The 26,310-nt window shown below is 65.8% G+C and carries 28 protein-coding genes and 7 pseudogenes; 14 read left to right on the top strand and 21 right to left on the bottom strand.

What is annotated here, in order from left to right; translation table 11 throughout:
- Positions 1–156 precede the first annotated feature (156 nt).
- Both K6K41_RS06090 and K6K41_RS06085 read right to left on the bottom strand, forming a co-directional pair.
- Positions 157–1,050: a ferritin-like domain-containing protein gene (locus K6K41_RS06090; RefSeq protein WP_261404316.1), complete on the bottom strand. Its 894-nt coding sequence runs from the start codon at positions 1,048–1,050 to the stop codon at positions 157–159.
- 138 nt (positions 1,051–1,188) lie between these two features.
- Positions 1,189–1,977: an outer membrane protein gene (locus K6K41_RS06085; protein WP_261404315.1), complete on the bottom strand. Its 789-nt coding sequence runs from the start codon at positions 1,975–1,977 to the stop codon at positions 1,189–1,191.
- 922 nt (positions 1,978–2,899) lie between these two features.
- Between K6K41_RS06085 and K6K41_RS06080 the strand changes: the two genes are divergently transcribed.
- Positions 2,900–3,670, top strand: coding sequence for a Crp/Fnr family transcriptional regulator (locus K6K41_RS06080; RefSeq protein ID WP_261404314.1), 771 nt, complete (start codon positions 2,900–2,902; stop codon positions 3,668–3,670).
- Here the strand turns inward: K6K41_RS06080 and K6K41_RS30945 are convergent.
- The 6 genes and pseudogenes from K6K41_RS30945 to K6K41_RS06060 all read right to left on the bottom strand — a co-directional run bounded on the left by K6K41_RS30945 (position 3,605) and on the right by K6K41_RS06060 (position 6,150).
- Positions 3,605–3,829 carry a hypothetical protein gene (locus K6K41_RS30945; protein ID WP_487308380.1) on the bottom strand — a complete coding sequence of 75 codons (225 nt, stop codon included), beginning with the start codon at positions 3,827–3,829 and terminating at the stop codon, positions 3,605–3,607. The genes K6K41_RS06080 and K6K41_RS30945 overlap by 66 nt on opposite strands.
- Before the next feature lie 55 nt (positions 3,830–3,884).
- Positions 3,885–4,253 (bottom strand): annotated as a pseudogene (locus K6K41_RS30940) (cytochrome c biogenesis protein CcdA); the annotation flags it as partial.
- Between the two features lie 83 nt (positions 4,254–4,336).
- On the bottom strand, positions 4,337–4,660 hold the full coding sequence (locus tag K6K41_RS06070; protein ID WP_261404313.1) for a thioredoxin family protein: 324 nt from the start codon (positions 4,658–4,660) through the stop codon (positions 4,337–4,339).
- A 103-nt stretch (positions 4,661–4,763) separates the two neighbouring features.
- Positions 4,764–4,898, bottom strand: coding sequence for a hypothetical protein (locus K6K41_RS29315; protein WP_315855149.1), 135 nt, complete (start codon positions 4,896–4,898; stop codon positions 4,764–4,766).
- Positions 4,895–5,344: a rhodanese gene (locus tag K6K41_RS06065; protein ID WP_315855148.1), complete on the bottom strand. Its 450-nt coding sequence runs from the start codon at positions 5,342–5,344 to the stop codon at positions 4,895–4,897. The genes K6K41_RS29315 and K6K41_RS06065 overlap by 4 nt, the downstream gene beginning before the upstream one ends.
- A gap of 8 nt (positions 5,345–5,352) precedes the next feature.
- Positions 5,353–6,150, bottom strand: a complete 798-nt coding sequence (locus tag K6K41_RS06060) for a quinoprotein dehydrogenase-associated SoxYZ-like carrier (RefSeq protein ID WP_261404312.1) — start codon at positions 6,148–6,150, stop codon at positions 5,353–5,355.
- A gap of 211 nt (positions 6,151–6,361) precedes the next feature.
- Here K6K41_RS06060 and K6K41_RS06055 point away from each other — a divergent pair, with 211 nt between their 5' ends.
- On the top strand, positions 6,362–6,763 hold the full coding sequence (locus K6K41_RS06055) for a hypothetical protein (RefSeq protein ID WP_261404311.1): 402 nt from the start codon (positions 6,362–6,364) through the stop codon (positions 6,761–6,763).
- A 13-nt stretch (positions 6,764–6,776) separates the two neighbouring features.
- On the opposite strand, the gene K6K41_RS06050 is transcribed toward K6K41_RS06055, so the two are convergent.
- Both K6K41_RS06050 and K6K41_RS06045 read right to left on the bottom strand, forming a co-directional pair.
- Positions 6,777–7,475, bottom strand: coding sequence for a DUF1223 domain-containing protein (locus K6K41_RS06050; RefSeq protein WP_261404310.1), 699 nt, complete (start codon positions 7,473–7,475; stop codon positions 6,777–6,779).
- Between the two features lie 38 nt (positions 7,476–7,513).
- Positions 7,514–7,786 (bottom strand): hypothetical protein, encoded by a 273-nt coding sequence (locus K6K41_RS06045; RefSeq protein WP_261404309.1) that lies wholly within the window; start codon positions 7,784–7,786, stop codon positions 7,514–7,516.
- Positions 7,787–7,980: 194 nt separating this feature from the next.
- On the opposite strand from K6K41_RS06045, the gene K6K41_RS06040 reads away from it, so the two are divergent.
- The 5 genes and pseudogenes from K6K41_RS06040 (at position 7,981) to K6K41_RS06020 (ending at position 12,536) form a co-directional block, all read left to right on the top strand.
- Entirely contained in the window at positions 7,981–8,667 is a 687-nt protein-coding gene (locus tag K6K41_RS06040) for a metal ABC transporter permease (protein WP_261404308.1), read from the top strand.
- Between the two features lie 84 nt (positions 8,668–8,751).
- Positions 8,752–9,609: a cytochrome b/b6 domain-containing protein gene (locus K6K41_RS06035; RefSeq protein WP_261404307.1), complete on the top strand. Its 858-nt coding sequence runs from the start codon at positions 8,752–8,754 to the stop codon at positions 9,607–9,609.
- Positions 9,606–10,382: a molybdopterin-binding protein gene (locus tag K6K41_RS06030; RefSeq protein WP_261404306.1), complete on the top strand. Its 777-nt coding sequence runs from the start codon at positions 9,606–9,608 to the stop codon at positions 10,380–10,382. The genes K6K41_RS06035 and K6K41_RS06030 overlap by 4 nt, the downstream gene beginning before the upstream one ends.
- Positions 10,383–10,610: 228 nt before the next feature.
- The gene (locus K6K41_RS06025) at positions 10,611–10,991 is read left to right on the top strand and encodes a hypothetical protein (protein ID WP_261404305.1); all 381 of its coding nucleotides are present in this window, start codon (positions 10,611–10,613) and stop codon (positions 10,989–10,991) included.
- 476 nt (positions 10,992–11,467) lie between these two features.
- A pseudogene (locus K6K41_RS06020) lies at positions 11,468–12,536 on the top strand (DUF2254 domain-containing protein).
- A 25-nt stretch (positions 12,537–12,561) separates the two neighbouring features.
- Here K6K41_RS06020 and K6K41_RS06015 read toward each other — a convergent pair.
- Both K6K41_RS06015 and K6K41_RS06010 read right to left on the bottom strand, forming a co-directional pair.
- Positions 12,562–13,323: pseudogene (locus tag K6K41_RS06015) on the bottom strand (IS5 family transposase).
- Positions 13,324–13,397: 74 nt separating this feature from the next.
- The gene (locus K6K41_RS06010) at positions 13,398–14,303 is read right to left on the bottom strand and encodes a LysR substrate-binding domain-containing protein (RefSeq protein WP_261404304.1); all 906 of its coding nucleotides are present in this window, start codon (positions 14,301–14,303) and stop codon (positions 13,398–13,400) included.
- A 185-nt stretch (positions 14,304–14,488) separates the two neighbouring features.
- On the opposite strand from K6K41_RS06010, the pseudogene K6K41_RS06005 reads away from it, so the two are divergent.
- A pseudogene (locus K6K41_RS06005) lies at positions 14,489–15,660 on the top strand (MFS transporter).
- Positions 15,661–15,793: 133 nt separating this feature from the next.
- Here the strand turns inward: K6K41_RS06005 and gcvA are convergent.
- Positions 15,794–16,696, bottom strand: a complete 903-nt coding sequence (gene gcvA / locus K6K41_RS06000) for a transcriptional regulator GcvA (protein ID WP_261404303.1) — start codon at positions 16,694–16,696, stop codon at positions 15,794–15,796.
- Between the two features lie 95 nt (positions 16,697–16,791).
- On the opposite strand from gcvA, the pseudogene K6K41_RS05995 reads away from it, so the two are divergent.
- Positions 16,792–17,963: pseudogene (locus K6K41_RS05995) on the top strand (MFS transporter).
- Positions 17,964–17,993: 30 nt separating this feature from the next.
- Entirely contained in the window at positions 17,994–18,755 is a 762-nt protein-coding gene (locus K6K41_RS05990) for a glucose 1-dehydrogenase (protein WP_261404302.1), read from the top strand.
- Positions 18,756–18,767: 12 nt separating this feature from the next.
- Here K6K41_RS05990 and K6K41_RS05985 read toward each other — a convergent pair whose 3' ends face one another.
- On the bottom strand, positions 18,768–19,214 hold the full coding sequence (locus tag K6K41_RS05985; protein WP_261404301.1) for an NUDIX hydrolase: 447 nt from the start codon (positions 19,212–19,214) through the stop codon (positions 18,768–18,770).
- 131 nt (positions 19,215–19,345) lie between these two features.
- On the opposite strand from K6K41_RS05985, the gene K6K41_RS05980 reads away from it, so the two are divergent.
- Together K6K41_RS05980 and K6K41_RS05975 are read left to right on the top strand one after the other, a co-directional pair.
- On the top strand, positions 19,346–19,738 hold the full coding sequence (locus K6K41_RS05980; RefSeq protein WP_261404300.1) for a DUF930 domain-containing protein: 393 nt from the start codon (positions 19,346–19,348) through the stop codon (positions 19,736–19,738).
- Between the two features lie 19 nt (positions 19,739–19,757).
- Positions 19,758–20,435 (top strand): MgtC/SapB family protein, encoded by a 678-nt coding sequence (locus K6K41_RS05975; protein WP_261404299.1) that lies wholly within the window; start codon positions 19,758–19,760, stop codon positions 20,433–20,435.
- Positions 20,436–20,442: 7 nt separating this feature from the next.
- Here the strand turns inward: K6K41_RS05975 and K6K41_RS05970 are convergent, their stop codons facing one another.
- The 6 genes from K6K41_RS05970 to K6K41_RS05945 all read right to left on the bottom strand — a co-directional run bounded on the left by K6K41_RS05970 (position 20,443) and on the right by K6K41_RS05945 (position 23,817).
- Positions 20,443–21,450 carry an inorganic phosphate transporter gene (locus tag K6K41_RS05970; protein ID WP_261404298.1) on the bottom strand — a complete coding sequence of 336 codons (1,008 nt, stop codon included), beginning with the start codon at positions 21,448–21,450 and terminating at the stop codon, positions 20,443–20,445.
- A gap of 3 nt (positions 21,451–21,453) precedes the next feature.
- Complete coding sequence (locus K6K41_RS05965; protein WP_261404297.1) at positions 21,454–22,098, bottom strand: DUF47 domain-containing protein; 645 nt, start codon at positions 22,096–22,098, stop codon at positions 21,454–21,456.
- 53 nt (positions 22,099–22,151) lie between these two features.
- On the bottom strand, positions 22,152–22,400 hold the full coding sequence (locus K6K41_RS05960; protein ID WP_261404296.1) for a hypothetical protein: 249 nt from the start codon (positions 22,398–22,400) through the stop codon (positions 22,152–22,154).
- Positions 22,401–22,575: 175 nt separating this feature from the next.
- Positions 22,576–22,755 (bottom strand): hypothetical protein, encoded by a 180-nt coding sequence (locus K6K41_RS05955; protein ID WP_261404295.1) that lies wholly within the window; start codon positions 22,753–22,755, stop codon positions 22,576–22,578.
- A 175-nt stretch (positions 22,756–22,930) separates the two neighbouring features.
- Positions 22,931–23,608, bottom strand: a complete 678-nt coding sequence (locus K6K41_RS05950) for a substrate binding domain-containing protein (protein WP_261404294.1) — start codon at positions 23,606–23,608, stop codon at positions 22,931–22,933.
- Positions 23,548–23,817, bottom strand: a complete 270-nt coding sequence (locus K6K41_RS05945; protein ID WP_261404293.1) for a helix-turn-helix domain-containing protein — start codon at positions 23,815–23,817, stop codon at positions 23,548–23,550. Before K6K41_RS05945 ends, K6K41_RS05950 begins: the two co-directional genes overlap by 61 nt.
- Positions 23,818–23,955: 138 nt before the next feature.
- Here K6K41_RS05945 and K6K41_RS30220 point away from each other — a divergent pair.
- Positions 23,956–25,052 (top strand): annotated as a pseudogene (locus tag K6K41_RS30220) (oxidoreductase).
- Between the two features lie 31 nt (positions 25,053–25,083).
- A pseudogene (locus K6K41_RS05935) lies at positions 25,084–25,465 on the top strand (RidA family protein).
- Between the two features lie 65 nt (positions 25,466–25,530).
- On the opposite strand, the gene K6K41_RS05930 reads toward K6K41_RS05935, so the two are convergent.
- Positions 25,531–26,298: an SDR family NAD(P)-dependent oxidoreductase gene (locus tag K6K41_RS05930; protein WP_261404292.1), complete on the bottom strand. Its 768-nt coding sequence runs from the start codon at positions 26,296–26,298 to the stop codon at positions 25,531–25,533.
- Between the last annotated feature and the right edge of the window lie 12 nt (positions 26,299–26,310).

Below are 26,310 nucleotides of genomic sequence, written 5' to 3'. Positions count from 1 at the left end.
ATCCAGCGCGGCAGTGCTGCGAATGCTCTGATGGTGGAGCGATCATGAGCGACGAACAGGGTGCGCCCGACGAAAAGGACCCGCGCCTCGGTCATTGGGTGGAGACCGCCGAGGAGGGCCGACCCGCGCTTGCGCGCAGATCGGCCCGGCAAGGCGTCAGGCGAACGCGCCGTTGATGCCGTTCGGATAGAAGCCGCCCTTGGTCCCGTCCGGGCTCAGATAGACGATGTTCTTCACCTGAGGAACAGAGCGGCTGAAGGCGATCCCGTTCGCATCGGTCGGCACGAGATTGGCGGTCTTTGCGTTTCCGATGCCCTGGTCGAGGTCGGAAGCGCCGTCGAGCGAGTCACGGGCGTCCGAGATCGCGCGGGCTTCCTTGAACAGGCCGAGCGAGTAGAGAAGCGTTCGGATGATGCCCGCATGATAGGCCTCGACCCCAAGGATGCCGGCTGCGGCTTCCAGCAGATCCTTGTTGGTCAGCAGGGGCGCTGCGCCCTTGTAGGCCGTGACGCCGACGTCTTCGAAGATATAGGAGGCCAGCAGAAAGTTGGTCTCGTTCGCAAAGGCGTCGAACTCTTGCCCGGCGGTGATCAGGCCGGCCGCAGTCGCAGCGGCGGTGAAGCTCGCTTTCAGGTTGATTTTCGGCCGCGCGACGCGGGCGTCTCCAAGCCCGGCGCGCAGGAACTGGACATGGGCCTTCTCATCACCGGCGATCTCCTCCGCGTAGAGGCGGATCGCCTTGGTGTCGAAGTTGACCTTCCTGCCGCCGACAACGGGACCCTGAGCGCCCTTGCCGTCGATGTCGCTGTCGGAAAGGCCTTTGCCAGTGGTCGCGCGAAGATAAAACTCGGCTTCGAGATATTCGAGATTAAGAGCGAAGTTCAGAACGTCGAGGTCGATGTTCTCGGCCGCAACCGCCTCCCCAGGGCGCGCCGCCCCGAGCACGACGGCGCCTGCGGCCGCAAGCCCGCAGCCGCGCACAAAAGCGCGTCGGCCGGCGTTCCAGTCTATGGCGCGGTCCTTCCCGTCAATGCGATGCTCTTCGGTCATCTTCTTTCATCCCTGTTCAAGATTTTCTGGTCGTCCTCTCGCCGCGCGCGCGGCCGCACTGAGCGGTACGGGAAGCGCACCGTTCGAGTTTCAGGATCGCGTTGAATTCCCCCGTTCGCCGCCCGGCGAAGCCGTCGGTCAGAACTTGTAGGCGACGCCGGCGCGCACGATGTGGGCGACCTGGTCGATCTTGGCTGGCTGGCCGCCGCCGATCGCGTTGACGGCGCGCACGGATTCACGTCCGAAATCGACGTACTGATACTCGCCCCGCAGGATGACGTTGTCGGTAACCGCGTAATCGACGCCGGCGCCGAGAGCGTAGCCGTAGCGCGTCCCGGACTTATCCTTGTCGAAACTGAACGGCGCACCCGTCCGCTTGAAATCGACTCCTTCTGCGATCGCGAGGCCCGCCGTGCCAAAGAACAGCGCACGGTCTACCGCGAAACCGACGCGGCCGCGGATCGTGCCGAACCAGTCGCCCGCGTTCGCCTTGCACACGAAGCCACGGAAGCAGCCGCGGTTCTTGCCGCCGAAGTCGGCGTAGGACAGGTCGGCTTCCGCGCCCACGACCACCTGATCGAACTGATAATTCACCCCGACAAAGCCCGACCCCATCAGCGAGTCGACGTTGTTGCGGTAACGGAAATTGTCGCCCAGCCCGCGGTTTCTGACCTTCAGGTCGCTCCAGGCGTAGCCGATCGCGCCGCCGATATAGACGCCGCTCCAGGAAAAGCTGTCGACCGAAACGACCGCCGGCGGAGCTTCCATTGGAAGGTCGGCGGCGGCGGCCGGCGCTGCGGCTACGCCGAGGATGGCGGCCGCGCTGAGAAGGGTCGTGATGCGCATACGTGTTTCCTCCGATATTGATCGAAGGGTGACGCGCAGGGTTGTCTTCGGCAACAAATACCCAGCAAGAACAGACAGCAATGTGCGACTAGTCACTTAAATCGCACAACAGAACGGCAAAATCTGTAAATACAAATGAATAAGAATTTTTGATACGATCATATATTTAAATCAGATCAGAGATCTTGCTGCGATCTGCTTGATTTTCCTGAGCATGGCCGCAGTCTTGGCGAGGCCTGCACGCTACGCAACCTATCCGCGAATGGCCCGATTCATCGAGGAGGACGTTCCGACCAACGCTTGGTCAGCGCTCCGGCTAATGAAGAGCGCGGCTGGGTCCGAACCACGTTCCCTAGCCGAGCGAAACCTTCCTCGTGGTCTCTCCGTACCTTGAGCGTAAGGGACGCGCTCGATGGACAGCTTTTACGTCTATGACAACTGGACGACCGGTCGCAGCCGAATTCATCGTGGAGAATGTTCGTATTGTAATCGTGGGATCGGCGTCAGCCACCAATCGTCGTCGCCGCACGGAAGATGGCACGGGCCTTTCTACGACATTGAAGAAGCGCAGAAGTTTGCGCATCAGACCGGGCGTTCAGAAGTCTCTATATGCAAAAAATGCCTGTCAAATTGAAAGCATTGCTCCAAATTCATTCTGGTATCCCAGTTAGTCAATGCGTGAGGGTATGAAGACCGAGGCGTCCCTCCAACGTCTCTCGCTAGCTGCTCGGTTTCGCGGATCTACGGAGACCGGCGAATTGGCAGTAGGCCGCCGAAGGCGTTCATCAAATCGAAGTCGAAAAGATGCTGATGGACGGAGAACCTGCGGACTTCTCGCGTGAGAAGAGCGCCGCGGCGGCGCGGGAATTGGCGCGGAGACTATGAACGTCGTCAGGCGGCTCTCGGCTGCGCGTCGTCGCGATTGATCGTTGCCGAGAGGGTTCGATAATAAGGGCGACGGAGCCACAAAGCCCCGCGCAGGCATTTGGGATGGAAGACGTCTATGGCGACCCAGGCGCAAGTCGACCGCTGGGAGGCGGTCTTCCCGTTCATTCGCGAGATGTCGGAGGAGGATCGCGCGCTTGCGCTCCGGAGCGTGCATTTTCCCACGCTCGACGCCGACGCGATCGCCTATGAGCTCGACGGCGACTGCGCCAACTACCTGATGTGCCTCGACGGACGGACGCGGGTGTTCCGCAGGTCGGAGAACGGCCGCGAGGTCCTAATCTACAAGGTCACCTCCGGCGGCACCTGCGTGCTCACCACCCAGTGCCTCCTCTCGGGCAGCAACTTCCCGGCCGAGAGCGTGGCCGAGGCGAAGACCGAGCTGGCGGCGATCCCGGCGAGCGTCTTCTCGGAGCTGATGGGGCGCTCAGCCCCGTTTAGGACCTTCGTGCTGCAGGACTACAGCAAGCTGCTCTCGGGCATGTTCTCGATCGTCGACGAGGTCTCGTTCGCGACGCTCGAGCAAAAGCTCGCCCGCCGGCTGCTCGTCGAGGCGGATGACGAAGGCTTCGTGGCCAAACCCACCAGCAGCTCGCCTCCGACGTTAACAGCGTCCGCGAGGTCGTCTCCCGTCACCTCGGCGAATGGGACGCGCGGGCTGGGTCGCCAACCATCGCGGCAAGGTCGAGATCCGAGACCGCAAGGCGCTGGCCTCACTCAAGATGGCCTGAGGCCGCGAATCGGATCGATCCGCGGCCCCCGATCAGAACCGGGTGGTCAGGGCCGTGAGCCAGTCGGGCGAGGCCTCGACCAGCGCGGTCTCCACTGACTTGTCGACTCCGGTCAGGACGGCCGCGCCGATCACGAGCAGCAGGACCCCGAGCACGACCTTCGCGCCGCGTCCGGTCTCCATCAGGCGTGTCTTCCAGCGCACGAGCGCCTCGCGCGACAGCATCCCGAGCAGCAGCAGCGGGGCCGCCGCGCCCACGCCCGAACGTCACCATGGTAAGCGCCACGGTTCCGAGGTTTTCTCCTCGAGCTGCAAGAACCGACGTCGCGCCGAGCGTCGGCCCCACGCAGGGCGCCCAGACCGCGCCGAGCAGAAGCCCGACGAGGAACTGGCCCGCCAGGCCGGTGCGGAAGACCGTGTCGAGGCGCTCCCCCGCCCAGTTTCCGATTGGGCCTGCGGCGACGGCGAAGCGGGCCTGCGCCGCCGGCACGATCAGGACGAGGCCGAAGACGATCATCAGCGTCGCGGCGACGGCGCGGAACACATCCGCGTCGAGGCCGATCGCGAAAGCCAACGGTCGCGACGAACAGGCCGATCGCGACGAAAGAGCGTGAGGCCGCCCACCAGCGCGATCGAGCCCCATGCGGTGTTCGGAAGCTGCGGCCCCGAGCGCGAGCGGCACGAGCGGCAGCACGCAGGGCGACAGGATGGTGAGGACGCCCGCAAGGAACGCCCAGTCCGAGCGTGCCGATCATGGCTGCGCCCTCACACGGCCTTGTCGAGCAGGTCGGCGATCCACTCGGGTTGCGTCTCGCCGACCGAGCGGCCGACCTCCTTGCCTTCCTTGTAGACCAGCAGCGTGCTCTGGTCGGTCGCGCCCAGCTTGCGGACATTGGCCTTGCCGGTGTCGAAGTCGATCTCGAACGCAGCCATGTCCTTGTATTTTGGCTCGGCCAGCAGCTTGCCGAGGATTGGCTTCTGGGTCTTGCAGATCGGACACCAAGGCGCGCTGATCTCGACGAGGATCGGCTTGCCGGACTTCAGCGCCTCGTCGAAGGCGGCCGGATCGAAGGGCTTGGATCCGGGCATGTCGGCGATCGCCGGGCCGATGGCGGCTATCGTGGCCAGTCCGAGGCGACGAGCATTGCGTTTCGGCGGGTGTGCATCTCGGTCGTCCTCCTATGGGCGCGGTTCAGCGTCCGGCCTCCTGCTTGGTCGCGGCGGCCCAGTCGGGGTCTGCGGGGACGACCTCGGTGTCGCGGTCGGCCTTCTGCCAACCGTCGATCCCCTCCGGGAACCAACTCACCTTGGTGTAGCCCCAGGTCACGAGCCGCTTGCCCATGTTCCAGCTCCCCCAGCAGTCGGGTGGCAGAACGCGACGACGGGTTTGGCCTTGTCGCCGCCCGTCAGGGTCTCGACGCGCTTCTTGAGCACATCCTCCTGCATGGGCGGCAGGTCGCCGGGCGCTGCGCCCGGGAACCAGACGGCGCCCGGGATTGAGCGGTGCTGGGGCCGCCAAAGGGCGGTCGGCGGTAGCGCCGCGGGCTTGTGGTCGGGTTCGGTCACGTCGATGAAGACGGCCCCACCATGGTCGACGAGAGATCCGGCCGCGGCGACGTCGATCACTGCGGCGCCCTTCAGGGTGGATGGCGTGTAGCCGGGGATGGGTCCAGTCCAGAGCCCTTTCGGCTCGGGAGCCGATCCCGATCCTCCGGCCGCGGCCGCGCTGACGAGCGCGGCGGCGGCGAAGGCTGCGAGCGCGAGGCTTCTCATGGCTCGGCTCACTGCGTCTTCACGGGCACGTCGAACGTCTTCTCGAAATGACCGCCCGAGGTGTCGTTGGCCACGACCTTGAACTGGCCCTTGCCTTCCGGCTTGAAGCCGAACTCGATCACCGGGTTGGTCGACAGCGAGATGTCGCTCCTCAGCGAGAACACGTCCTTGTCGTTGTAGGTGACCTTGATGTCCTTGATGTAGTTGGCGGGGGTGTAAATCTGGGAGACCTGATCCTTCTGCATGCCGTTGAAGTTCGGATGCCGGATCATCAGCGTCGCCTGTGCGGACTTGCCCGCGGTCGCCTCGTCCTTCACTTTCAGCCGCATCTCGCCGATGGTCCCCTCGGCGCCGCCCGCGACCGGGGCCGAGCAGCCACCGCTGGCCTTCACGAACTTCACGGTCTCGACGAGCTTGCCGTCCTTGGTCTCGGCGACCGCATGGACGTTCGAGTAGGCGTTCACGCGGGTGCGAAGCCGAAGGAGCCCGGGGTCGCCGGCCGGTCCGAAGTCGATCTTGGCCGCGACCGGGCCGGGGTTCTCGTCGATGATGAGCGTCAGGCCCTTCACTTGGTCGGGGTTCGACACCTTGATGTCCATCGGCACGAGCGCCGCGTCCTCGGCGCGGACGGGAGCGTCGAGCGAGAGGAAGCCGTCCTTCTGCTCGACCTGCTTGTCGCCGAACACGCTCTGACGAAGCTCGGTCCAGCGCTGCTCGCGCACCTTGGCGTCGTCGGCCGCGTGAGCGCCAAGCGCGCTCGTGAGGACCAGCGCGGCGGCGCTGGTGGTGACTGCGATCTTCCTCATGGGGTCCTCCTTCAGACGCTCGCCCTGTTTCTTGGCGGCGATGCGCTTTCTAGATCCGTTATCGCCGCGGCCGGCCCCACTGTCGGTGACCCAGGTCACCGACGCTCGAAAATCGTCAGGCTACGTTGGGCTGACTTCAGGAAACGGCACCTACGCATGACGACTTCAGAACCAGCCGATCGATGGGAGGCGCTTCCCTTTCGTCCGGTTGATGACCGAGCGCGATCGACGGTTCGCGTGGGCCAGCCTGCTTTTCGCCACCCTGAGCCGCGGCACCGTTGCCTACGAGTTCGACGCCCCGTGCGGCGGCTACCAGATGTGCGTGACCGGCGGCACGCGGGTATGCCGGCCCACTGCGACCAAGCTCGACGTGGCGCTCTACAGCGTCGCCGCGGGCGAGGCCTGCGCGCTGACCACGCAGTCCCTCCTGTCAGGCGAGCGGCTCGCGGCGCGTAGCGTGGCCGAGATGGAAACCGAACTCGCAGTGCTGCCGTCCGCGGCCTTCGCCGATCTGATGCGTTCGTCGGCTTCGTTCAGGAATTTCGTCATGCGAGACTATTTTGGATTGGCCTCGAAGCTATCCCTGCTGGTCGAGAACCAAGACCCTCGGTGATGCGCGGCGGACCTCACTGCGTGCCGGCGGCCAGGATTCGACCGCCATTCCGCCCTTGGACGAGGACTGCCAAGGCGAACCCGCCGGCGTCGGACCGCGTCTGCAGCTTGACCGCCTGACCGTCCCAGGAGCCGATCCGGCGAAGCTCGTGCACCACATGGCTGTGCGGAAGCGTCCGCCCTTTATTCTCACCGCGCGACACAGGAACCTCGACCGTCTTCGGATCGTAGCGAACCAGCCAAACGTCAGCGCCGCCCGCTGGGGCCGAGCCGGCCCCGACGCTGATCTTGTCGCCTGAGATCGACAGATCCGGCCCCTCGTCGCCGCGGGCGCTCGAGATCAGTCCTTCGACCTCGCCTATCCGCTGGCCGACTGCGCTCAGCCGTCCGTTGACGACCATCTGAGGTGTGAAAGGCCCGTTCTGACCAAGGCCGGGCTCATACTCGACCTGTCGCTCCGTGAATTCAGGCTTCCCGAAAACATCCTTCCAGCCCAGCCGGTCCCAGTAGGTCACCGAATAGCTCAACGCGAGGACATCCTTTCTCTGCGCGAGCTTGGCGAGGTTCGCGTTGGCCGGCGGACATGAGGAGCATCCCTGGCTTGTGAAGAGCTCCACCACGACAGGTCGGTCCGACGCATGAGCGGCGCCCGACAGCCCGAGCAGCGCGCAGGCCAAGACACCAGCGGAAAGCAGGTCGTAACGGTCGATCATACGTAGCCTCCAGTCGTATGTGTGACGCGAGCCCGCTCTCATGCAGACCTGTCGTAGAACAGCGCCGGACTTCCGGGATTGCGCGGGGCGTCCTTCGCGTCCGTGCTCGCAGCGACGATCGAGGCATCCTTGCCGAACGAGACGACGCGAGCGCCCGGAACGCCGATCGTCGTGACCGCCTCGCCGTCCCGGATCGCAAGCGCCTCGGCCTTCACGGGATTGTTCTTCGGATTGCGCGGATCGCGCCCTTTGCGGGCGACCGCTTCGTCACAACCGGTCTGGCAGACGAACCCGTTCACGACCGACACCATCCGGCCCTCCACATGACGGCGATGCTGCGAGCGTTACGTCGCCCGACATGGGGTCGTTACAGGGCTGCGGACATTCGAAAGCGATCGAGCACCGCTCGCGGCCCGGGCAAATCTTCTTGGACGAATTGCCCGCAATCTATTTGCCGCCGCTTTCCGGAACTCCATGTGCCCTCTCAACCAAGAGAGGAAACGTTATGATCAGGGTCTCAATTCTGGCGGCCGCAGGGCTGCTCGCGTTCACCGCGGCCGGACAGGCCGCGCCCGAACTCGTCCGGGTTCGCGGTACGGTGGAAAGCGCCACCGACAGCTCGATCACGGTGAAGACGAAGGACGGCGGCACGCAGCAGATCGCACTGAAGCCGGAGACGGCGTTCCTCAACGTCGTGAAGTCGAGCCTCGATCAGGTCGGCGACGGCAAGTTCATCGGCACGGCGACCAAGGGCGATAACCCGCCGGTGGCGCTTGAGGTGGTAATCTTCCCCGAAGCGATGCGCGGCACAGGCGAGGGTCATTACCCCTGGGACGAGATCGAAGACACGACCGTTTCCTCGGGCGGATCAAAGACCAAGAGCGCCATGACCAATGGCACGGTCAAAACGCAGAAGTCGGGCGGCGCGACCACGAAGAGCGCGATGACGAACGGTTCGATCAAGTCGAGCAGCGGCGCGGGCGGTGAAAAGACGATCGACGTGACCTACGACAATGGTCAGTCCAAGACCATCAAGGTCCCGCCGACCGCGCCGATCGTCACCTTCGAGAAAGCCGACAAGTCGATCGTTATGAAGGGCGCTCCCGTTTTCTCCATCACGACCCGCGACGGCGAGACCCTGAGCGCCCGGGCGGTCGCGATCGGAAAGGACGGCGTCGTGCCGCCGATGTAACGAAACCCGCGGCTCCATCGAAACGTCTGATGAGATCCTTGCAACGCCGGCCGGCGATATCGCCGGTCGGCCAGGAGCAGCTTGATGGCGACGACCAAAGCGGCTGAAACCGGAACGCAAGCCTCCGGGGCCCGCTGGGTGTTTCGGCATCCGGCGACGATTCGGATCGCGCATTGGGTCAACGTCGTCTGCCTGGCCGTGCTGCTGCTCAGCGGGCTTCAGATCTTCAACGCACATCCCGCGCTCTACTGGGGGCACGTCTCCACCTTCGACACCCCGCTCGTGGCGATGACCGCGACCGAAACGGAGCCGCCGCGAGGCGTCACGACGGCGTTTGGGCAGAGCTTCGACACCACCGGTGTGCTCGGCGCGTCGAAAGACGCCGACGGGGAAATCATCGGCCGTGGCTTTCCCTCATGGGCGACTTTGCCGAGCTACCAAAGCCTCGCGGAGGGGCGGAGCTGGCACTTCTTCTTCGCCTGGCTCTTCGTGCTGAACGGCCTCGTCTATCTCGGCTATGGCGTGGCGAGCGGACAGCTTAGGAAACGGCTGGTCCCATCGGGTGATCAGCTTCGCCATATCGGCGCCAGCGTCATCGAGCACCTGCGCTTCCGCTTCCCGAAAGGCGAAGAGGCGACGCGCTACAACGTGCTGCAGAAGCTGACCTACCTCGTCGTCGTTCTGGGTCTTCTGCCGTTGCAGCTACTCGCCGGCCTTGCTTTGTCGCCCGGCTTCAACGCAGCGGCGCCTTGGGTGATCGACCTCTTCGGAGGCCGGCAGTCAGCCCGCACCATCCATTTCGTTCTCGCCAACCTGCTTGTCCTGTTCGTCCTCATACACGTCGCCATGGTTGTGCTCTCAGGGTTCTGGAACAACGTCCGCGGCATGCTGACGGGCTGGTTCCGGATCGAGCGAACGAACCCGTCGGGAGATCAGGCATGAGCCGCACCCTGAGCCGTCGCGCCGTCCTGCTCGGCGGCTCCGCGGCCGGCGCATCGCTGCTCGCAGGCTGTGACCAGCTTGGGCAGATGCCCTGGGTTCGTCGTACGCTCGAGGCCGGCGAAGACGCCAGCCTCTTCGTCCAGCGGACGATGCTGACGCAGCAGTCGCTCGCCCGGGAATACGCCGAGGCCGACATCTCGCCTTGGTTCAAGCCGAACGGCACGATCGACCCAGTCGACGAGGACTACAAGGCGCTCGTCGCGCGGAACTTCGAGGGTTTTAGGCTCAAGGTCGGCGGCTTGGTGGAGACGCCGCTCGATCTGTCGATCGAGGATCTCCGAAGGCTGCCGTCGCGCACGCAGATCACCCGCCATGACTGCGTGGAGGGATGGAGCTGCATCGGCAAGTGGACCGGCGCTCCGCTCGCCGCGCTCATCGAGAAGGCGCGACTGAAGCCGGAAGCCCGATACGTTGTGTTTCATTGCGCGGACACGATGGAGAACGCCGAGGACGGCTCGCCCGTCCGCTACTATGAGAGCGTCGATCTCGTAGACGCCGTACACCCTCAGACGATCCTCGCCTACGAGATGAACGGCCAGCCCCTAAAGGTCGAGCATGGCGCGCCGCTCAGACTGCGGGTGGAACGTCACCTCGGCTACAAGATGGCCAAATATGTTATGAGGATCGAAGCCGTCGCCAGTTTCGACGAGATCGGCGGCGGCAAGGGCGGCTATTGGGAAGACAATGGATACGCCTGGTACGCTGGTATCTGACATCCGCTCAAATGTGCATTTCAACGAGTCGACGTTCGTTCCGGTCAGAATAAAAATATAATTCTGACATTTTCTGCTTAGCGAGAAACATTCATCTCTATCATTCCGTACTGCTGAGAGACTGACGTCATTTCGGTCAACTTATTCGGGCGTGCCCAGCGGGGCGCAGTATCGCTGCGCTTCCAATGACCTCTCTCGTTTAAGTCCTCAAGCAATAAGGGAAACGTCATGACCCTCAAAAACATCTTCACGACCGGTGCCGCCGCCGCCCTGCTCGCCGCGTCGACTTCTTTCGCGATGGCTCAGGCCACTGGTACGGAAAACAACGCGACCGGCGGCTCGCAGACCGACAGTATGAAAATGAAGGACTCGTCGGGCTCCATGAAGAGCGGCTCGTCCGGCTCGATGGAGATGAAGGGCGAGAAGCCGACCTCCGCCGGCAGCTCCGACAATCAGGCCAAGGACCTTCGCGGCCACAGCGAAACCCGACGAGCGGCTCCGGAAAGTAAGTCTCTAGCCTCGCGGAACGCTTGCGCCCCATCGGCTCGGTCGGAGGGGCGCGCCTTTAAGGCACTGCGGGACGAGCGTCTCAAGCCAGCACGCGCCTGAAGCACTCCCCAACTCCAGGCCACGAACTGACTTTGAGTGGGCAGTCTATCTGCTGGGCAAAGTAAGCGACGATTTGAATTCGTTCCGCAGGGTCGGATCGAGAGCGGAATCTCTCGATCAAAACCTTTGCGATCTTAATTGCCAATCTCAATCTAAACGACGCCTAGATCCCTCACTGACGCGAGAAAACCCGGCAGCGAACAGCGCGCACTTGACCTTCACCGGCGCATCGCGTCCGAAAAAGGATCATCACAGCCGACTTCAAGTTAGAGACCTTCCCATCCAATGACCTCGCGCTGGGCCTGGCTGCTTTCCGTACTCACACGCCGCATCTGGTTCCGGGCGAGCCTGTTTTCGCTGGGCGCGATCGCGACCGCGCTGGTGGCGATCGTCGCCAGCCCGCACATCCCGCGGGACTTCAGGCGCGCAACGGGGCCGACGCGGTCGACAACCTGCTCGGCATCATCGCGTCCAGCATGCTGGCGGTGACGACCTTTTCGCTCAACATCATGGTGTCGGCCTATTCGGCCGCGACCAGCAACGTCACGCCGCGCGCGACGCGGCTGGTGATGGAGGACAGCACCACCCAGAACGTGCTGGCGACCTTCCTTGGCTCGTTCCTCTTCAGCCTTGGGCATCATCGCGCTGAGCGCCGGCGCGTATGGCGACCAGGGACGCGTCGTGCTGTTCATCGTGACGATCGCGGTCATCGCGCTGGTCGTCGTCACGCTGCTGCGTTGGATCGACCACCTTTCGCGTCTTGGTCGCGTCACCGAAACGACCGCGCGTGTCGAGGAAGCGGCAGCTCGCTCGATGCGCGAACGCCGCGAGCGCCCGCATATGGGCGGCGCGCCGCTTGCTGATCCGACGTCCATTCCCGGCGGGGCGCGCCCTGTCCGCGTCGATGCGATCGGCTATCTCCAGCATCTCGACGTCAGGGCGCTGCAGGCCATCGCGGAGGGCGGTCGAGGCGATATCTTCGTCGGCGTCATTCCGGGCAAGCTGGTCGACCCGTCGACCGTGCTCGCCTTTGCGCACGGTATCGACGGCGACGATGTGGAGGCGCGCATCCGCGCCTGCTTCACGATCGGGGACACGCGCTCCTTTGATCAGGATCCGCGTTTCGGCGCCTGCGTCCTGTCCGAGATCGCGTCGCGGGCGCTGTCGCCGGGGATCAACGACCCCGGCACCGCGGTCGACGTCATCGGCCGCGCGGTGCGGTTGCTCGCGATCTGGACGGACGCCCGCGAGAGCGATGACGACCCGGTCGAATTCCCGCGCGTTTACGTCCCGCCGATCGAGCCAGATGATCTCTTCGACGATCTCTTCAGCGGGATCGCACGGGACGGCGCAGGCGTGGTCGAGATCGGCCTGCGGCTCCAGAAGGCCTTCGCGACGCTGTCCCGGTTGGGTGGCGGGCGCTACGTCGAGGCCGCACGCCGTCACTCAGGGCTTGCGCTCGAGCGCGCCGAGGCCGCTCTCACCATCGAGGACGATAGGCGGCGTCTACGAGCGGCCGCCGACTTGCTCGGCGGCGGCCGCTGAGCCCTTGGCGCCCTAGGCAGCGGACTCATAACGCGTTGATCCAGAGGCGTGTCGCGACGAGCTTGACGGCTGCGAGGAAGTTGTCGGCTCTTCGGTCATAGCGGGTGGCGATGCCGCGCATCTTTGATGCGGTTGAAGAAGCGCTCGACGAGATTGCGCTGGCGATATACCCAGCGGCTGAAGCTGAACGTCGCCTTGCGGATCGAGCGCGGCGGGATGTTTGGCCATGCTCCGCGCTCCTGCACGAAGTCGCGGACGCCGTCGGTGTCGTAGGCCTTGTCGGCGACGACCGCCGCCCCCGGCCGGACGTCGGCCAGCAAGGTCGCGGCGGCTGGCGCGTCGCCCGCCTGTCCCGCGGTGAGTTCGATCCGGATCGGTCGGCCTTCAGCGTCGACGAGGGCGTGGATCTTCGTCTTCAGGCCGCCGCGGGAACGTCCCATGCAAGGATCGCCAGAGCCCCCTTTTTGCCCGCGGCCCCATGCTGGTGGACCCGGACGCAGGAACTGTCGATCATCACGATGTCGCCGTCGTAAGTCTCGGACACCCGGGCCAGAAGCCGGTCCCAGACGCCGGCCGCGCGCCATCGGCTGAAGCGGTTTTAGAGCGTCGTCCGCGGTCCGTAGCGCTCCGGCACGTCGCGCCAGGACGAGCCCGTCCGGAACCGCCACAGGATGCCGTTGATCACCCGCCGGTCGTCCACCCGCGCGACGCCCCGCGAGTTCCGGGGCAGCAGCGGGTCGATGATCCGCCACTCCTCGTCTGACAGTTCGTGTCGTCGCATGCCCATCTCCTTCAAAGAAGATGGAATCAGCCCGCGCTAAAAAACGGAACCCCGCTAATGGGACGCTCCCTAGAGCGCCGTCAGCGAAGGCGAGCCGCGAGGAAATCTACGAACGCCCGGATGCGCGCGGGCGTCGAGGCGCCGCCCACGAACACGGCGTGCAACGGCTCAACGTCGCCCGGATTGAACTCCTCGAGGATCGGCGTGAGGCGACCCTCGGCGATCTCCTCCGCCACGCTGAACGCGCCGACGCGCGTGACGCCCACCCCAATCGCGGCGAGCTGGCCGAGCGTCTCGCCATTGTTGGCCTCGATGTTTCCCTTCACCGACAGCGCATAGTCGCGCCCATCGCGCCGGAACGGCCAGGTCGGCTCGATGCGGCGGAAATTGAAGTTAAGGCAGTTGTGGCGGTGGAGATCTTCCGGGATTTCCGGAACCCCATGGCGCGCGAGATAGTCAGGCGATGCGACGATGATCCGCCGGTTCTCGCCGAGCTTTCGCGCCGTCAGCCCGCTGTCTGGCAGCGGGCCGAACCGGATCGCGACATCGGCTTGCCCCGCCGCGACGTCGGCGAGGGTGTCGGTCAGCGCAAGGTCGACCAGGATGTGCGGATAGAGCGCCGCGAACTCGCCGAGCAACGGGACGAGGCGCAGCCGGCTGTGCGCCATCGCGGCGCTGACCCTTAAGCGGCCCCGCGGCGCGCCCTGATCGGCAATCTGCTGCTCGGTGTCGTCGAGATCAGCGAGGATTCTTCTGGCTGCCTGCAGATAGGCCTGCCCCTCGACGGTCAGCGAAAGCGCCCGTGTCGAGCGCAGAAGCAGCCGGACGCCGAGCCGCGCCTCGATCCGATCGATCGCGCGGGCGACCGCCGAAGGGCTCAAGTCCAGCGAGCGCCCGGCGGCCGAAAAACTGCCGTGCTCGACTATGGCGACGAACAGCGACAACGCATGCGCCCTGTCGACGCCGTCGATCAGCTTTGCGTTCAAAGCAAAAATCCTCCGCGTTCAGCGAGCATACTCAAGCGGAGAGTCCGCCGTCATCTATGCGCAAGAAGCAAGATGAGGGGCGGGGCGCATCTAGCGACGTGGCGGCGCGCATCGGCGCATGCGTCCCGGGTCTGTCCGCTTGGCCACATTCCGCACCACCACGCGACGGCCCGAGGAGGCCCGACATGAAACCCAATCTCGGACTGCTGGCGCTCGCCGTCGGCGCCTTCGGCATCGGCGTGACCGAATTCGCCCCAATGGGCCTGCTCCCCGTCATCGCCGAGGATCTCGGCGTCTCGATCCCGACCGCGGGCATGCTCATCAGCGCCTATGCGGTCGGCGTCATGGCGGGGGCGCCGCTGATGACGCTGACCACCGGAAGCGTCCCGCGCCGGACGCTGCTGATCGCGCTTGCGGCGATCTTCACGCTCGGCAATGCCCTCGCGGCCATCTCTGACAGCTACGGCATGTTGCTCGTGGCGCGGCTGATCACCTCGCTCAACCACGGCGCCTTCTTCGGCGTCGGCTCGATCGTGGCGGCGGGCCTCGTGGCGCGCGACCGTCAGGCGAGCGCGGTGGCGGCGATGTTCATGGGGTTGACGATCGCGACCGTGGTGGGCGTGCCGCTCTCCACCTGGGCCGGCCAACATCTCGGCTGGCGCGCCTCCTTCTGGGGCGTCGCGGCGCTTGGCGTCGTGACCATGGCGGCGCTGCGACTCACCCTGCCGCGGCTCCCCGCGGATAATAGCGGTGACGCGCTTGCGGAGTTGCGCGTGCTGGGCGTGGCGAAGTGCTGGGTGCGCTGATCCTGACCGTGATCGCTTCGAGCGCGATGTTCACCGTCTTCACGTACATCGCGCCGATACTGCGAGACGAGACTCAGGCGTCGCTGACCTTCATGACCGCGATGCTGGTCGTCTACGGCGTCGGCCTGACGGTCGGCAACTGGCTTGGCGGCAAGTTTGCGGACCGCTCGGTCGACCGCACGCTCGTCGTGACGCTCGCGTCGCTCACCGCGATCCTGATCGCCTATTCGGTCCTGATGCCCTATGCCGCGCCGTCCGCGTTCGTGATCTTCATCTGGGGCGTGGCGAGTTTCGCGATCGTGCCGCCATTGCAGATTCGCGTCATGGCGGCGGCCTCCGATGCGCCGAACCTCGCCTCGGCGGTAAACATCGGCGCGTTCAACCTCGGCAACGCCATTGGAGCGGCGCTCGGCGGGGCCGTGATTGCGGCGGAGCTCGGCTATCCGGCGGTCTCGCTCGCAGGCGCTGCCACATCGGCGATCGGCCTCGCCACCGTGCTTGCGAAGATGCGCGGCGCTTCGACCTGTGCTGCGGCGGAGCAGCGCCTCTAACGCCGAGGCCGTTCACGGGGAGATAGCGCGCCGAAAAACGAGCAGTCCGGGCGTCTGCATTGGGTCGCGGCTGAAGGCCCTGAGCCCAGATGCGCCATAAGCGGTCTCTCGGGTCTCATCCGAAGTCAGACGTTCAGTCGTGCGCCTTCCTGGGCGCCTGCGCGATCCTACGAAGCCATCCGCAGAATGATCTGACGGCAGGATCGTCCGCAAAACCTTCCGGCACATAGGTGTAATAGCTCCGCGCCGGCAGCGCCGGCTGTTCGAACGGAATGACGAGCCGCCCCGCAGCGACGTCGTCGGCGACGAGCGCCGTCGGCCCCATGGCGACCCCGACCCCGTCGAGCGCCGCCTGGAGCGTGAGGTAGAAGTGTTCGAGCGTGACGGAGCCCGCCGGCTCAAGATCCGGAGCCCGCGCCGCGACCAGCCATTGCGCCCAGACTCCCGGAAGTGTCGCCGAGTGCAGCAGCGTGTGCCGGGCAAGCTCCTGCGGGCGAGCGAGAGGGTGACGCTCGACCAGCGCCGGGCTGCAGACTGGGATTCGCGTCTCGGACAGGAATTCTTGGGCGACGTGGCCGGGGACCTGATCCGGCCCTCCGCGGATCGCGACGTCATAGGGCTCGTTAAGATCCGGAATCCGAGCGTTCGACGTCGTCAGGCGAACCTCAAGATGAGGATTGGCCATCTGGAACGCGGACAGACGCGGGATCAGCCACCGCAGTGTGAAGGTGGCGAGCGCGTTGACCCGAAGCAGCCGTGACGATCGCTGCTCGATCTGCCGGGCGGTCGCGGCGGCAACCCGGTCAAGCGCCGGACCGATCTCGGCGAGGTAGGCGGCCCCGCGATCAGTCAGCGTGACGCGCCGATGGCTTCTCGTGAACAGCGCGTGCCCGAGCCAGTCCTCGAGCAGCCGGACCTGTCGGCTGACGGCCCCATGCGTGAGGCCGAGCTCTTGCGCGGCCTCAGTGAAGCTCTGGCGGCGGCCTGCCGTCTCGAAAACACGCAGCGCGTTCAGCGGTGGAAGGCGGCGGCTCATCTGCGTTAGCTTTTCTCACGCAAGGCGTCAGGATAACTCGTTTGCAGCAAGGTCCTGCGGCGCGCAACCTGACCACACCTGCCGCATCGAACATCATGCGTACCGCCATGACAATCGCTCACGCGCCCGATCGACGGGGCGCGAACCGCACGCTCGCGGTCTCGGGCCTGCTGCATGCTCTGCACGACGGCTTCATTGACCTGATCTACGTGCTGCTGCCGATCTGGCAGGCCGAGTTCGGGTTGAGCTACAGCCTGCTCGCCGTGCTGCGCGGCCTCTACGCCGGCTCAATGGCGGCGCTGCAGGTGCCGGCCGGCCGGCTTGCCGAGCGGATGGACGGGCGTGTGATCCTTGCGGCCGGCACGATCCTCGCAGCCGTCGGCTACCTGCTCGCCGGCCTGTCCGGCGGCGCGCTGGGCCTCTGCGCGAGCCTTGCTTTGTCGGGCGCGGGATCGAGCACGCAGCATCCCGTGGCGTCGGCGGCGGTCTCGCGCGCCTACGGGTCCGCCGCGAGAGGGCCGATCGGCACCTACAACTTCACAGGCGATCTCGGGAAGGCCGCGCTCCCGGCGCTCACCTCGCTGCTCGTCACCGCCATGCCCTGGCGGCATGCACTCTGGCTGATCGCCGCCCTCGGGCTCATCGTCGCGGCGACCGTCGCCGTCATGCCGAAGATCTCCGCTTCGAAGACTGAAAAGGCCGCGCCTTCCGGCGAGGGCCGCGGCGGCTTCCGGCTGCTGTGCGCCATCGGCGGTCTCGATACGGCGGCGCGGATGGGCTTCCTGACCTTCCTGCCCTTCATGCTCCAATCCAAGGGCGCGGGCTTGCCGACGATCGGGACGGCGTTTGCGGCGGTGTTCATCGGCGGGGCGTTCGGCAAGTTCGCCTGCGGGTGGCTCGGACAGCGGGTCGGCGTGCTTCGCGCCACGCTGCTGACCGAGGGCGCCACCGTCTGCCTCATCGTCGCGACGATGGTCGCGCCGCTCTGGCTCGATTTCGCGCTCCTGCCGCTGGTCGGGATCGCGCTGAACGGACCTCGTCGGTCCTCTACGGCACCGTGCCAGAGCTCGCGCCAGCCGGCCGCGTCGAGCACGCCTTCGCGGTGTTCTACACCTTCGTCGTCGGCTCGGGCGCGGCTGCGCCGGTGCTGTACGGCGTGCTGGGCGACATCGGCGGCTGGTCTTGGGGAATGGCGAGCGCCGCAGTGACGGCGCTGATCACACTGCCGCTCGCCGTTCTGCTCGCGCCGCGTCTGGCGTCGCGCTGACACGCAGCATCGCTATCCGGAGAGACCACCATGGATATCGCCTCCCATGCGCCCGTCATTCTGATCACGGGCGGAAGCCGTGGCGTCGGCGCTGCGACCGCGAGGCTTGCTGCAGCGCGAGGCTATGACGTCGCGATCAGCTTCGTCTCGAACGAGGCCGCGGCCAATTCGGTGGCGGCCGACGTCGAGGCCGCGGGTCGCCAAGCTCTGGCGGTCCGCGCGGACAGCGCCGATCCGGCCCAGGTCGAGAAGCTGTTCGCGGCGATCGATCAGACGTTCGGCCGGCTCGACGTGCTGGTGAACAACGCCGCGATGCTCGCCCGCCAGTCCCGGCTGGAGGATCTCGGCTTCGAGCGCATGCAGCGGATCTTCGCGGTCAATGCGATCGGCCCGATGCTCTGCGCCCAACAGGCAGTCAGGCGGATGTCGCATCGCCACGGCGGACAGGGCGGCGTCGTGATCAACATCTCCTCGGCGGCCGCCCGGCTGGGCAGTGCGAACGAGTATGTCGATTACGCCTCGTCGAAAGGCGCGTTGGAGACCTTCACGATAGGCTTTGCGAAGGAGGTCGCGCGCGAAGGCGTCCGCGTCTGTTGCATCCGCCCCGGGCACATCTACACCGACATGCACGCGAGCGGTGGGGAGCCCGGACGGGTCGATCGTGTCAAGGACTCGATCCCGATGGGCCGGGGCGGCCAGCCGGAAGAGGTCGCTCGGGCGATCCTGTGGCTCGCGAGCGACGAGGCGTCCTTTGTCACCGGCACGTTCCTCGACGTCACCGGCGGAAAGTAACGTGTGGGAAACTCAGCCGTCCCGCCTGATGCGCTTGGGCAAGTCCAGCAGGATCATTTGCAGCCGCTCTTCCTCGACCGCGGCGGAAGCCTCGTCAGTCCTGAACCAGCGCCTTACACGCTCAGCCTTCTCCGGCCAGTCCTCGAGCTCTTCCTGAACGAGCAGCGGGAACACCTCGACCTCGCAGATCTGGTTCGGTCCCTTGCGCATGACCTTGAGATAGTCGAACGCGCCGATCGCGGGCCCGCCTTCTCCACGCACGCCGGCCTCCTCGTAAGCCTCGCGCATCGCCGTCCCGAGCGGGCCGAGCTTCTTGATCGGCCAGCCCTTGGGCACCATCCAGCGATGGGTCTCGCGGGTGGTGACCAGCATCACCTCGAGACGGCCGTCGGAGCCGATCCGGTACGGCGCGGCGCCGAATTGCTCGCGAACCTTCGTGCGTCGAAACTTCCTGCTCATGCTTCGTCATAATTGGTTGAATCGGTGAACATTTCGAGCGAATCCGGGCCGTTGGAACACGATTTCGGTGGGTCGTCTGCTTCGCTCCGTCGATTGAGGCGGCTCTGTTCCTAAGGCCACGGAGGAAACGGATGAGAGGAACGTCGTTCCTCGTCGCTATTGCCCTGCTGGTGGTTCAGGCCCCGGCCGTGGCGCTAGAAAGGTCGCTTGAGGCCAGTCTCCTGCGCCTCGATCCCGAGACTCGCTTCCACCAGCTCTGCGACATCGAGACGATGCGGCGGATCTCGGCCGCCAATGGCGCGCTCCATCCAGACCGGATGGTGATGGACGCCGAGCGGGAGGCGGAGCTTTCTGGCGACGAGATCATCGGGCGGGGCGCAGCGATCCGCAGCGGCGGGCGCTGGTATCGTCTGACGTTCCGATGCCGGGCGACGTCCGACCGACTGACGGTGCTGGAGCTGAACTACCGGATCGGCGCCGCCATTCCCGAAAGCCGCTGGGACGAGATCGGGCTCTGGCGCTAACCTGAACAGGGAGGTCGCGATGACCAACGCCGAACTGGTGATGCGCCTCGGGGCCGCCGCCGTCGCGGGCGGCGTGGTGGGCGTCGAGCGAGAGCGGCTGCAATGGGCCGCGGGCCTGCGCACCCACATGATGGTCTGCGTCGGGGCCTGCCTCGCCATGATCGTCTCGGCCTACGGCTTCGACGACATCCGCGCGACCGGACAGGTCTCGTTCGATCCCTCGCGCGTCGCAGCGCAGGTGATCTCCGGCGTCAGCTTCCTCGGGGCCGGAACGATTCTCTTGCGCGGCGAGGTCGTGCGCGGCCTCACCACCGCGGCCAGCATCTGGGGCGTCGCGGCGATCGGGCTCGCGATCGGCGGAGGGCTCTACGTCGCCGGAACCGCCGCGACGCTGATCATTGTCGGCATTCTCGCGGGCGTGAAACCGCTCGAGGAGCGCTACCGCGACAGCATGAAGAGCCGCGCGCTGACATTCGTCGCCCCGCGCGGCGCGCTCACCATAGACAAGCTCAACGAACTCGCCGGGCCGCGCGCCTCCCGGGTGCGGACCTTCGTGGCGCGCCCGGCGGAAGAGGACGGTCAGGACGAGATCGTCATCACGTTCGTACGGCTCTCCCAGACGAGCGTCGATGAGATCGCCGCCAAGGTCGCGGCGCTTCCGGAGGTGAAGACGAGCAAGCGGGCCATTGAGGACTAGCGGCCGATCACTGGAACAGCGCGACCAGCCAGTAGGTGCATGCCGAGATCGCCGCTGCGGCCGGCATCGTCAGCACCCAGGCGATGACGATGTTGCTCGCGACGCCCCAGCGGACCGCGGAAGTCCGCCGCGCTGCCCCGACGCCAACAATCGCGCCTGTGATGGTGTGCGTGGTCGAGACCGGAACGCCGAGCCATGTCGCGGCGAACAGCGTGATCGCCCCGCCGGTCTCGGCGCAGAAGCCCTGCATGGGTTTCAGCCGCGTGATGCGCGAGCCCATGGTATGGACGATGCGCCAGCCGCCCGAGAGAGTGCCGAGCGCCATCGCGGCCTGGCAGGACAGTACGACCCAGAGCGGCACGTGGAACTCGCCCGAGCCGTAGCCGGATGAGTAGAGCAGCACCGCGATGATCCCCATCGTCTTCTGCGCGTCGTTGCCGCCATGGCCGAGCGAATAGAGCGAGGCGGAGACGAACTGGCCGATCCGGAACGTGCGATCGACCATGAACGGCGTCTGGCGCACGAACGCCCAGGTGACGGCGAGCACCAACAGGATCGCGAGGAAGAAGCCGACCGCCGGTGACAGCACGATGGCGGCCGCGGTCTTGAGCAGTCCTGCCCAGACGATCGACGACAGGCCAACCTTGGCGAGGCCAGCGCCGACCAGCCCGCCGATCAGCGCGTGGCTCGATGAGGACGGGATGCCGAGCGCCCAGGTCAGCAGGTTCCAGACGATCGCGCCGATCAGCGCCGCGAACACGACGGCGGGCGTGACGATCTCGGCGTCGATTATGCCGCGCCCGATGGTCTCGGCGACGTGCAGCCCGAAGAACAGGAAGGCGATGAAGTTGAAGAACGCCGCCCAGATTACGGCGTAGCGCGGGCGCAGCACCCGGGTCGACACGATGGTGGCGATCGAGTTCGCGGCGTCGTGCAGCCCGTTCAAGAAGTCGAAAGCCAGCGCCACGCCGATGAGCGCGACGAGCAGCGGAAGCGAGATAGCCGCGTCGCCCACGGGTCAGACGTTCTCGATCACGACGCCGCTGATCTTCTTTGCGACGTCCTCGAAACGATCGACCACGTCCTCGAGTCCCCCATAGATCTCGCGGCCGATGATGTAATCCATCGGATCGCTGCGGCCTGCAGTCCGGAACAGCTCTTTGACGCCCTTGTCGTGCAGGTCGTCCGAGCGGTTCTCGATCGCGATGATCTGTTCAGTGAGTTCGCCGAGCCGATCCGCGTTCTGGCCGAGCGAGGAGAGCAGCGGGATCGCCTCAGCGGTGAGGCGGGCCGCGTCCACGATCGTTACGCCCATCTCGCGCATGATCGGGTCGAAGGTCTTCAGTTCGTAGAGCGTAACGGCCTTCACCACCTTGTTCATCTCGTCGACGGAGTCGTCCATCGCCTGAATGAGCTCCTGGATGTCGGCGCGGTCGAAGGGCGTGACGAAGCTGCGGTGAAGCGCCTGCTGCACCTCGCGCGCGACGTCGTCGGCGAGGTTCTCCTGCCGAACGACCTCGGCGGCGTGGGCCGCCACCTCGTCGCCGCCCTCGAGCATCTTCTGGAAGGCGGCGGCGCCGGCGACCAGAATCCTCGAATGCTGTTCGAACAGCTCGAAGAAGCGATCTTCCTTCGGCATCAGTCGGCGGAAGAACCTGAGCATCAGACCTCCGGGGCGCGAGGACCTCTAACTGGACCAGCCCAGAAAGATCGCAACTACGTGATCGGCATTCCGATGTCGCCAACGAACGCGACCTCCCCCGGACCGGGCCCGAAAGACTCGATCGAGGACGAAGGATTGGGACCGGAGACCACCGGCGTGTCGACATCGACGCCGGCGGCGGCCGCCACCGCGGCAAGCGCCGCGCCCTGGTCGGCGATATGCACCGCCCAGAACAGTGGATTGCCCTTAGGCCCGGTCTCGAAAGCGATCAGCCAGCCTTCCATATCGGCGGCGAGTATCACGTAGGCTCGGGCCCAAACAGTTCGCCAGAGGTCGAGGGGCGGCCCTGAAGCCGGCCCCTCTGGCCGCCTCCCGGGGTTGGAGACTCCGGAAGCGGTTGCGTCACATTATGTGGCGATCGGGAACGAAGACTTGCGCACGGGTTGCGTCCTGCTGTCGCTCTCTCGGAGTTCTCGGCTAACGGAGCTTGGCGATCCCGATGCCGTCGAGCTTCGCGCGGTCCTTGATGGATTCTTCGCTGCGAGTCATCGCTTTCGAGATCGCCTTGAGCGCCATGCCCTTCCCGGCGAGCAACTTCAGTTTCGCAAGCTCCTCACCAGTCCACGGCTGGCGATGCCGTTCAAATCGCTCTTTCACGGGTAGCTCCTGCTTGCCGATGCGCTTGCGGCTCTCTCCCCGTCTATAGCAGCGACGGCAAGGCTTTTGACCGCGGGTGTCAGCTAACGCGCCACTAGTCTGGGCGCTGTGCGTCAACAGCAGACTTCGAAGATCGTCCTGTAAGCCGACATGCAGTACGCCGTATTCGTTGAGGTCATCCCGGCGACTTCGATAGTCGGACCTTCATCTCGTCGATGAAGTGCCGGACGCGGGCGGGCACGTGGCGGCGCGTCGGAAGCACGGCCCATATCGCGAGCGGTTCGGTCTCCGCATCGTCGATCGGCACAGCCACGAGACTTCCATTAGCCAAGTCTTCAGCCACATCCCAATATGTCAGCAGCGCAAAGCCCGCTCCGGCGCGGCAGGCGGCCCGGACCGCATCGACGCTGCTCGCCGACAACCGCCCTGCGACCCGTTTCGCGACCCGCTCTCCAGCCCGGCTGAACACCCACGCGTCCATCGCGTGAATGGTTAGGCAGACGTGGTCATCGAGCTCAGCGAGCGTCTGCGGCGCGCCGTAGGCCCGGAGGTGACCGGGCGCGGCGCACAGGATCCGCGGATTGTCCGCGACCTTGACGGCGATCAGCCCGGATTCCTGCAGCGTCGCGACGCGGATCGCGACGTCGATGCCGACCGCCACGATGTCCACGATGCCGTCGCTCAGCGTCAGGTCGACCTTAAGGAGCGGGTTCTCCGCCATCAGGCGCACGGCGAGCGGAACGACGATGGATCGGCCAATGAGGTTCGGGGCGGTGATCTTGAGGACGCCGCTTAAGCCCGCTTCCCGCCGTTCAGCAAAGGCCGAGGCGGCCGCCTCGCGCGCCTCCAGCATCGACTGCCAAGCGGTAAGAACGTCTCGCCGTCGCTGGTCAGGGAGACCGAGCGCGTGGTGCGGTGAAACAGCCGAACGCCGAGTTCCTTCTCAAGCGCTGCGAGCCGTCGGCTGACCGCCATCGGCGACAGCCCGGCCTGACGGCCGGCGCCCGACAGGCTACCGATCGACGCGATCGAGCAGAACAACGCAACGTCGCCGAGGTCCATATCGTATCACTGAACGATAAACTGCTTCTCGTCGAGCCGTGGTTCCGGGCACCGCGACGCCTGTCTATCTCCAACGTACGCAATTGAGCGGTTCGAACCTCTCTCGAAGGCGCTGCGGACCGAACGAAAGGACGGACAATGTCCGGCGACACTCTCTTCACGAAATACGATATAAACGGGCTGACCCTCCGCAACCGGTTCGCGGTCGCGCCCATGACGCGCGTCAGCGCCACAGCAGACGGGCTCGCGACAGAGCGGATGGCCCGCTACTACGAACGCTTCGCGCGCGGCGGGTTCGGCCTCGTCATCACAGAAGGGCTCTACTCCGACCAGGCCCATGCGCAGGGCTACCTGCATCAGCCCGGTCTTTCCGACGCGGCGCAGGCTGTCGCTTGGAAGCCGGTCGTCGAAGCCGTGCGCCAACACGGAGCGCGCATCGTCGCGCAACTCATGCATGCCGGCGCTCTGAGCCAGGGCAACCGCTTCCGGTCGACCTCAGTTGGACCGTCGGCGATCCGGCCCAAGGGCGAACAGATGGCGTTCTATCGCGGCCGGGGACCTTACCCCGCGCCCGTGGAGATTACGGAAGAGCAAATCGCCGACGCCGTGGAGGGGTTCGCCGCTTCGGCGGCCCGGGCCGTCACCACGTCGGGGTTCGACGGGGTCGAGATCCACGGCGCGAACGGCTACCTGCTCGACCAATTCCTCACCGACCACACGAACCGGCGGACCGACCGCTGGGGTGGCGATACGCGGCGTCGCATGGAGCTGACGCTGGCGATCTTTAGCGCCGTCCGTGAGCGGATCGGTGCTGCAGTCCCGGTCGGGGTCCGGATCTCGCAAGGCAAGGTCAACGACTTCTCACACAGATGGGCGGGACGTGAGACGGACGCCGAGGCGATCTTCGGCGCGCTCGGCGATGCGGGCGCCGACTACATCCACGTCACCGAGCATGAAGCCTGGCGCCCTGCATTCGAGGGCGGCGATACGAGCCTTGTGGCGCTCGCCAGGCGCTATGCGCCGGCCATCGCGATCATCGCCAATGGCGGGCTGCACGATCTCAGCCGCGCGACGGGGTCATCAGCCAAGGCGCGGACGTCGTCTCGCTCGGCAAGGGCGCGCTCTCCAACTCAGACCTTCCCATCCGGGCGCGCGAGGGGCTCGCCCTTGAGGCTTTCGACCCCGCGATCCTTGGTCCCGTCGCGAACGTCAAAGATCGGGAACTTGCCGCCTGAGGCGGCTCTTTCCCAACCCATGGAGAAAATCATGCTGGAACGCGTCGTCACCGACCCCGACAACTATGCGCCATACCTGCTCTCGCAGGGCATTCGCTTCGGCGACCTACTGTTCATCTCGGGCCAAGCGGGCGCGGGCGACGACGGAAAAATCGTCGAGGGCGGCTTCCGGGCGCAGGGCGAGCAGGCCTTCGCCAACCTCCGCCGGGCTGGAGGCCGGCGGATCGAGCCTCAAGGATGTGATCAAGGTGACGATCTACGTCACCGACATGGGACAGTTCGCCGAGGTCGTCGAACTCAGGCGAAAGTTCTTTTCCGAGCCCTATCCGGCAGACACGATCGCCGAGGTCCGGGCGCTCTACGATCCGGCCGCGATGATCGAGATCGAGGCGATCGCGGCCGTCCACGCGTGAACCATGCCGCGAGGCATCCGACGGTGCAGCTTCCGAGAAGCCGACCGTCGCCTGCCTGAGCAGTCTTAGAGCCTGTAGCCGCCGCTCGCTTCGACGACCTGACCCGTGACCCAGCGCCCCTCGTCGGAAGCGAGGAAGGCCACGACGGAGGCGACATCGGACGTCTCGCCGAACCGGCCGAGCGCGGTGTCTGCCTCGATCGCCTTCACCATCTCGGCGTTCTCGCGGACTGCCGCGTTCATGTCCGTCCGGATCCAGCCCGGCGCCACCACGTTCACGGTGACCCCGCGCGGCCCGAGCTCCATTGCGAGCGCATGGGTCAGGTTGTTGATGGCGGCCTTCGCCATCGAGTAGATCGGGACCATGGGCTGCGGCCGGGTGGCGAGCGCCGATGAGATGTTGATGATGCGGCCGCCGTCGCGGAGACGGCCCAACGCCGCCTGCGCCATGAAGAACGGCGCGCGGGCGTGAACAGCGATCATCGCGTCCCAACCTTCCGGCGTGGCGTCGCTGAGGCCGCCCCACCCGGAATTGCCGGCGTTGTTGACCAGGATGTCGAGAGCGCCGTTGCCATTGCGCGCCATAAGCTGACGGTCGAGCCGATCGAACAACGTCGGAATGCTCGCCGCGTCGGCGAGATCGGCCTGGAGCGCGAAAGCGGTTCCGCCGGCCGCCTCGATGGCGGCGACAGCCTCATCCGCGCCGCCCTTGCTGGCGTTGTAGGTCAGCGCGACGGTCGCGCCGTCGCTGGCGAGACGTTCCGCGATCGCGCGGCCGATGCCACGCGAACCGCCGGTGACGAGAGCGGTCTTCCCGTTCAGTGACTTGGACATCTGCTGATCCTT

The sequence above is a fragment of the Chenggangzhangella methanolivorans genome, assembly GCF_019797865.1.
In the GTDB taxonomy this organism is placed as follows: Bacteria; Pseudomonadota; Alphaproteobacteria; order Rhizobiales; family Methylopilaceae; genus Methylopila; species Methylopila methanolivorans.
The sequence above is the reverse complement of the archived record's forward strand: the minus strand, read 5'-3'. Positions and strand labels throughout refer to the sequence as shown.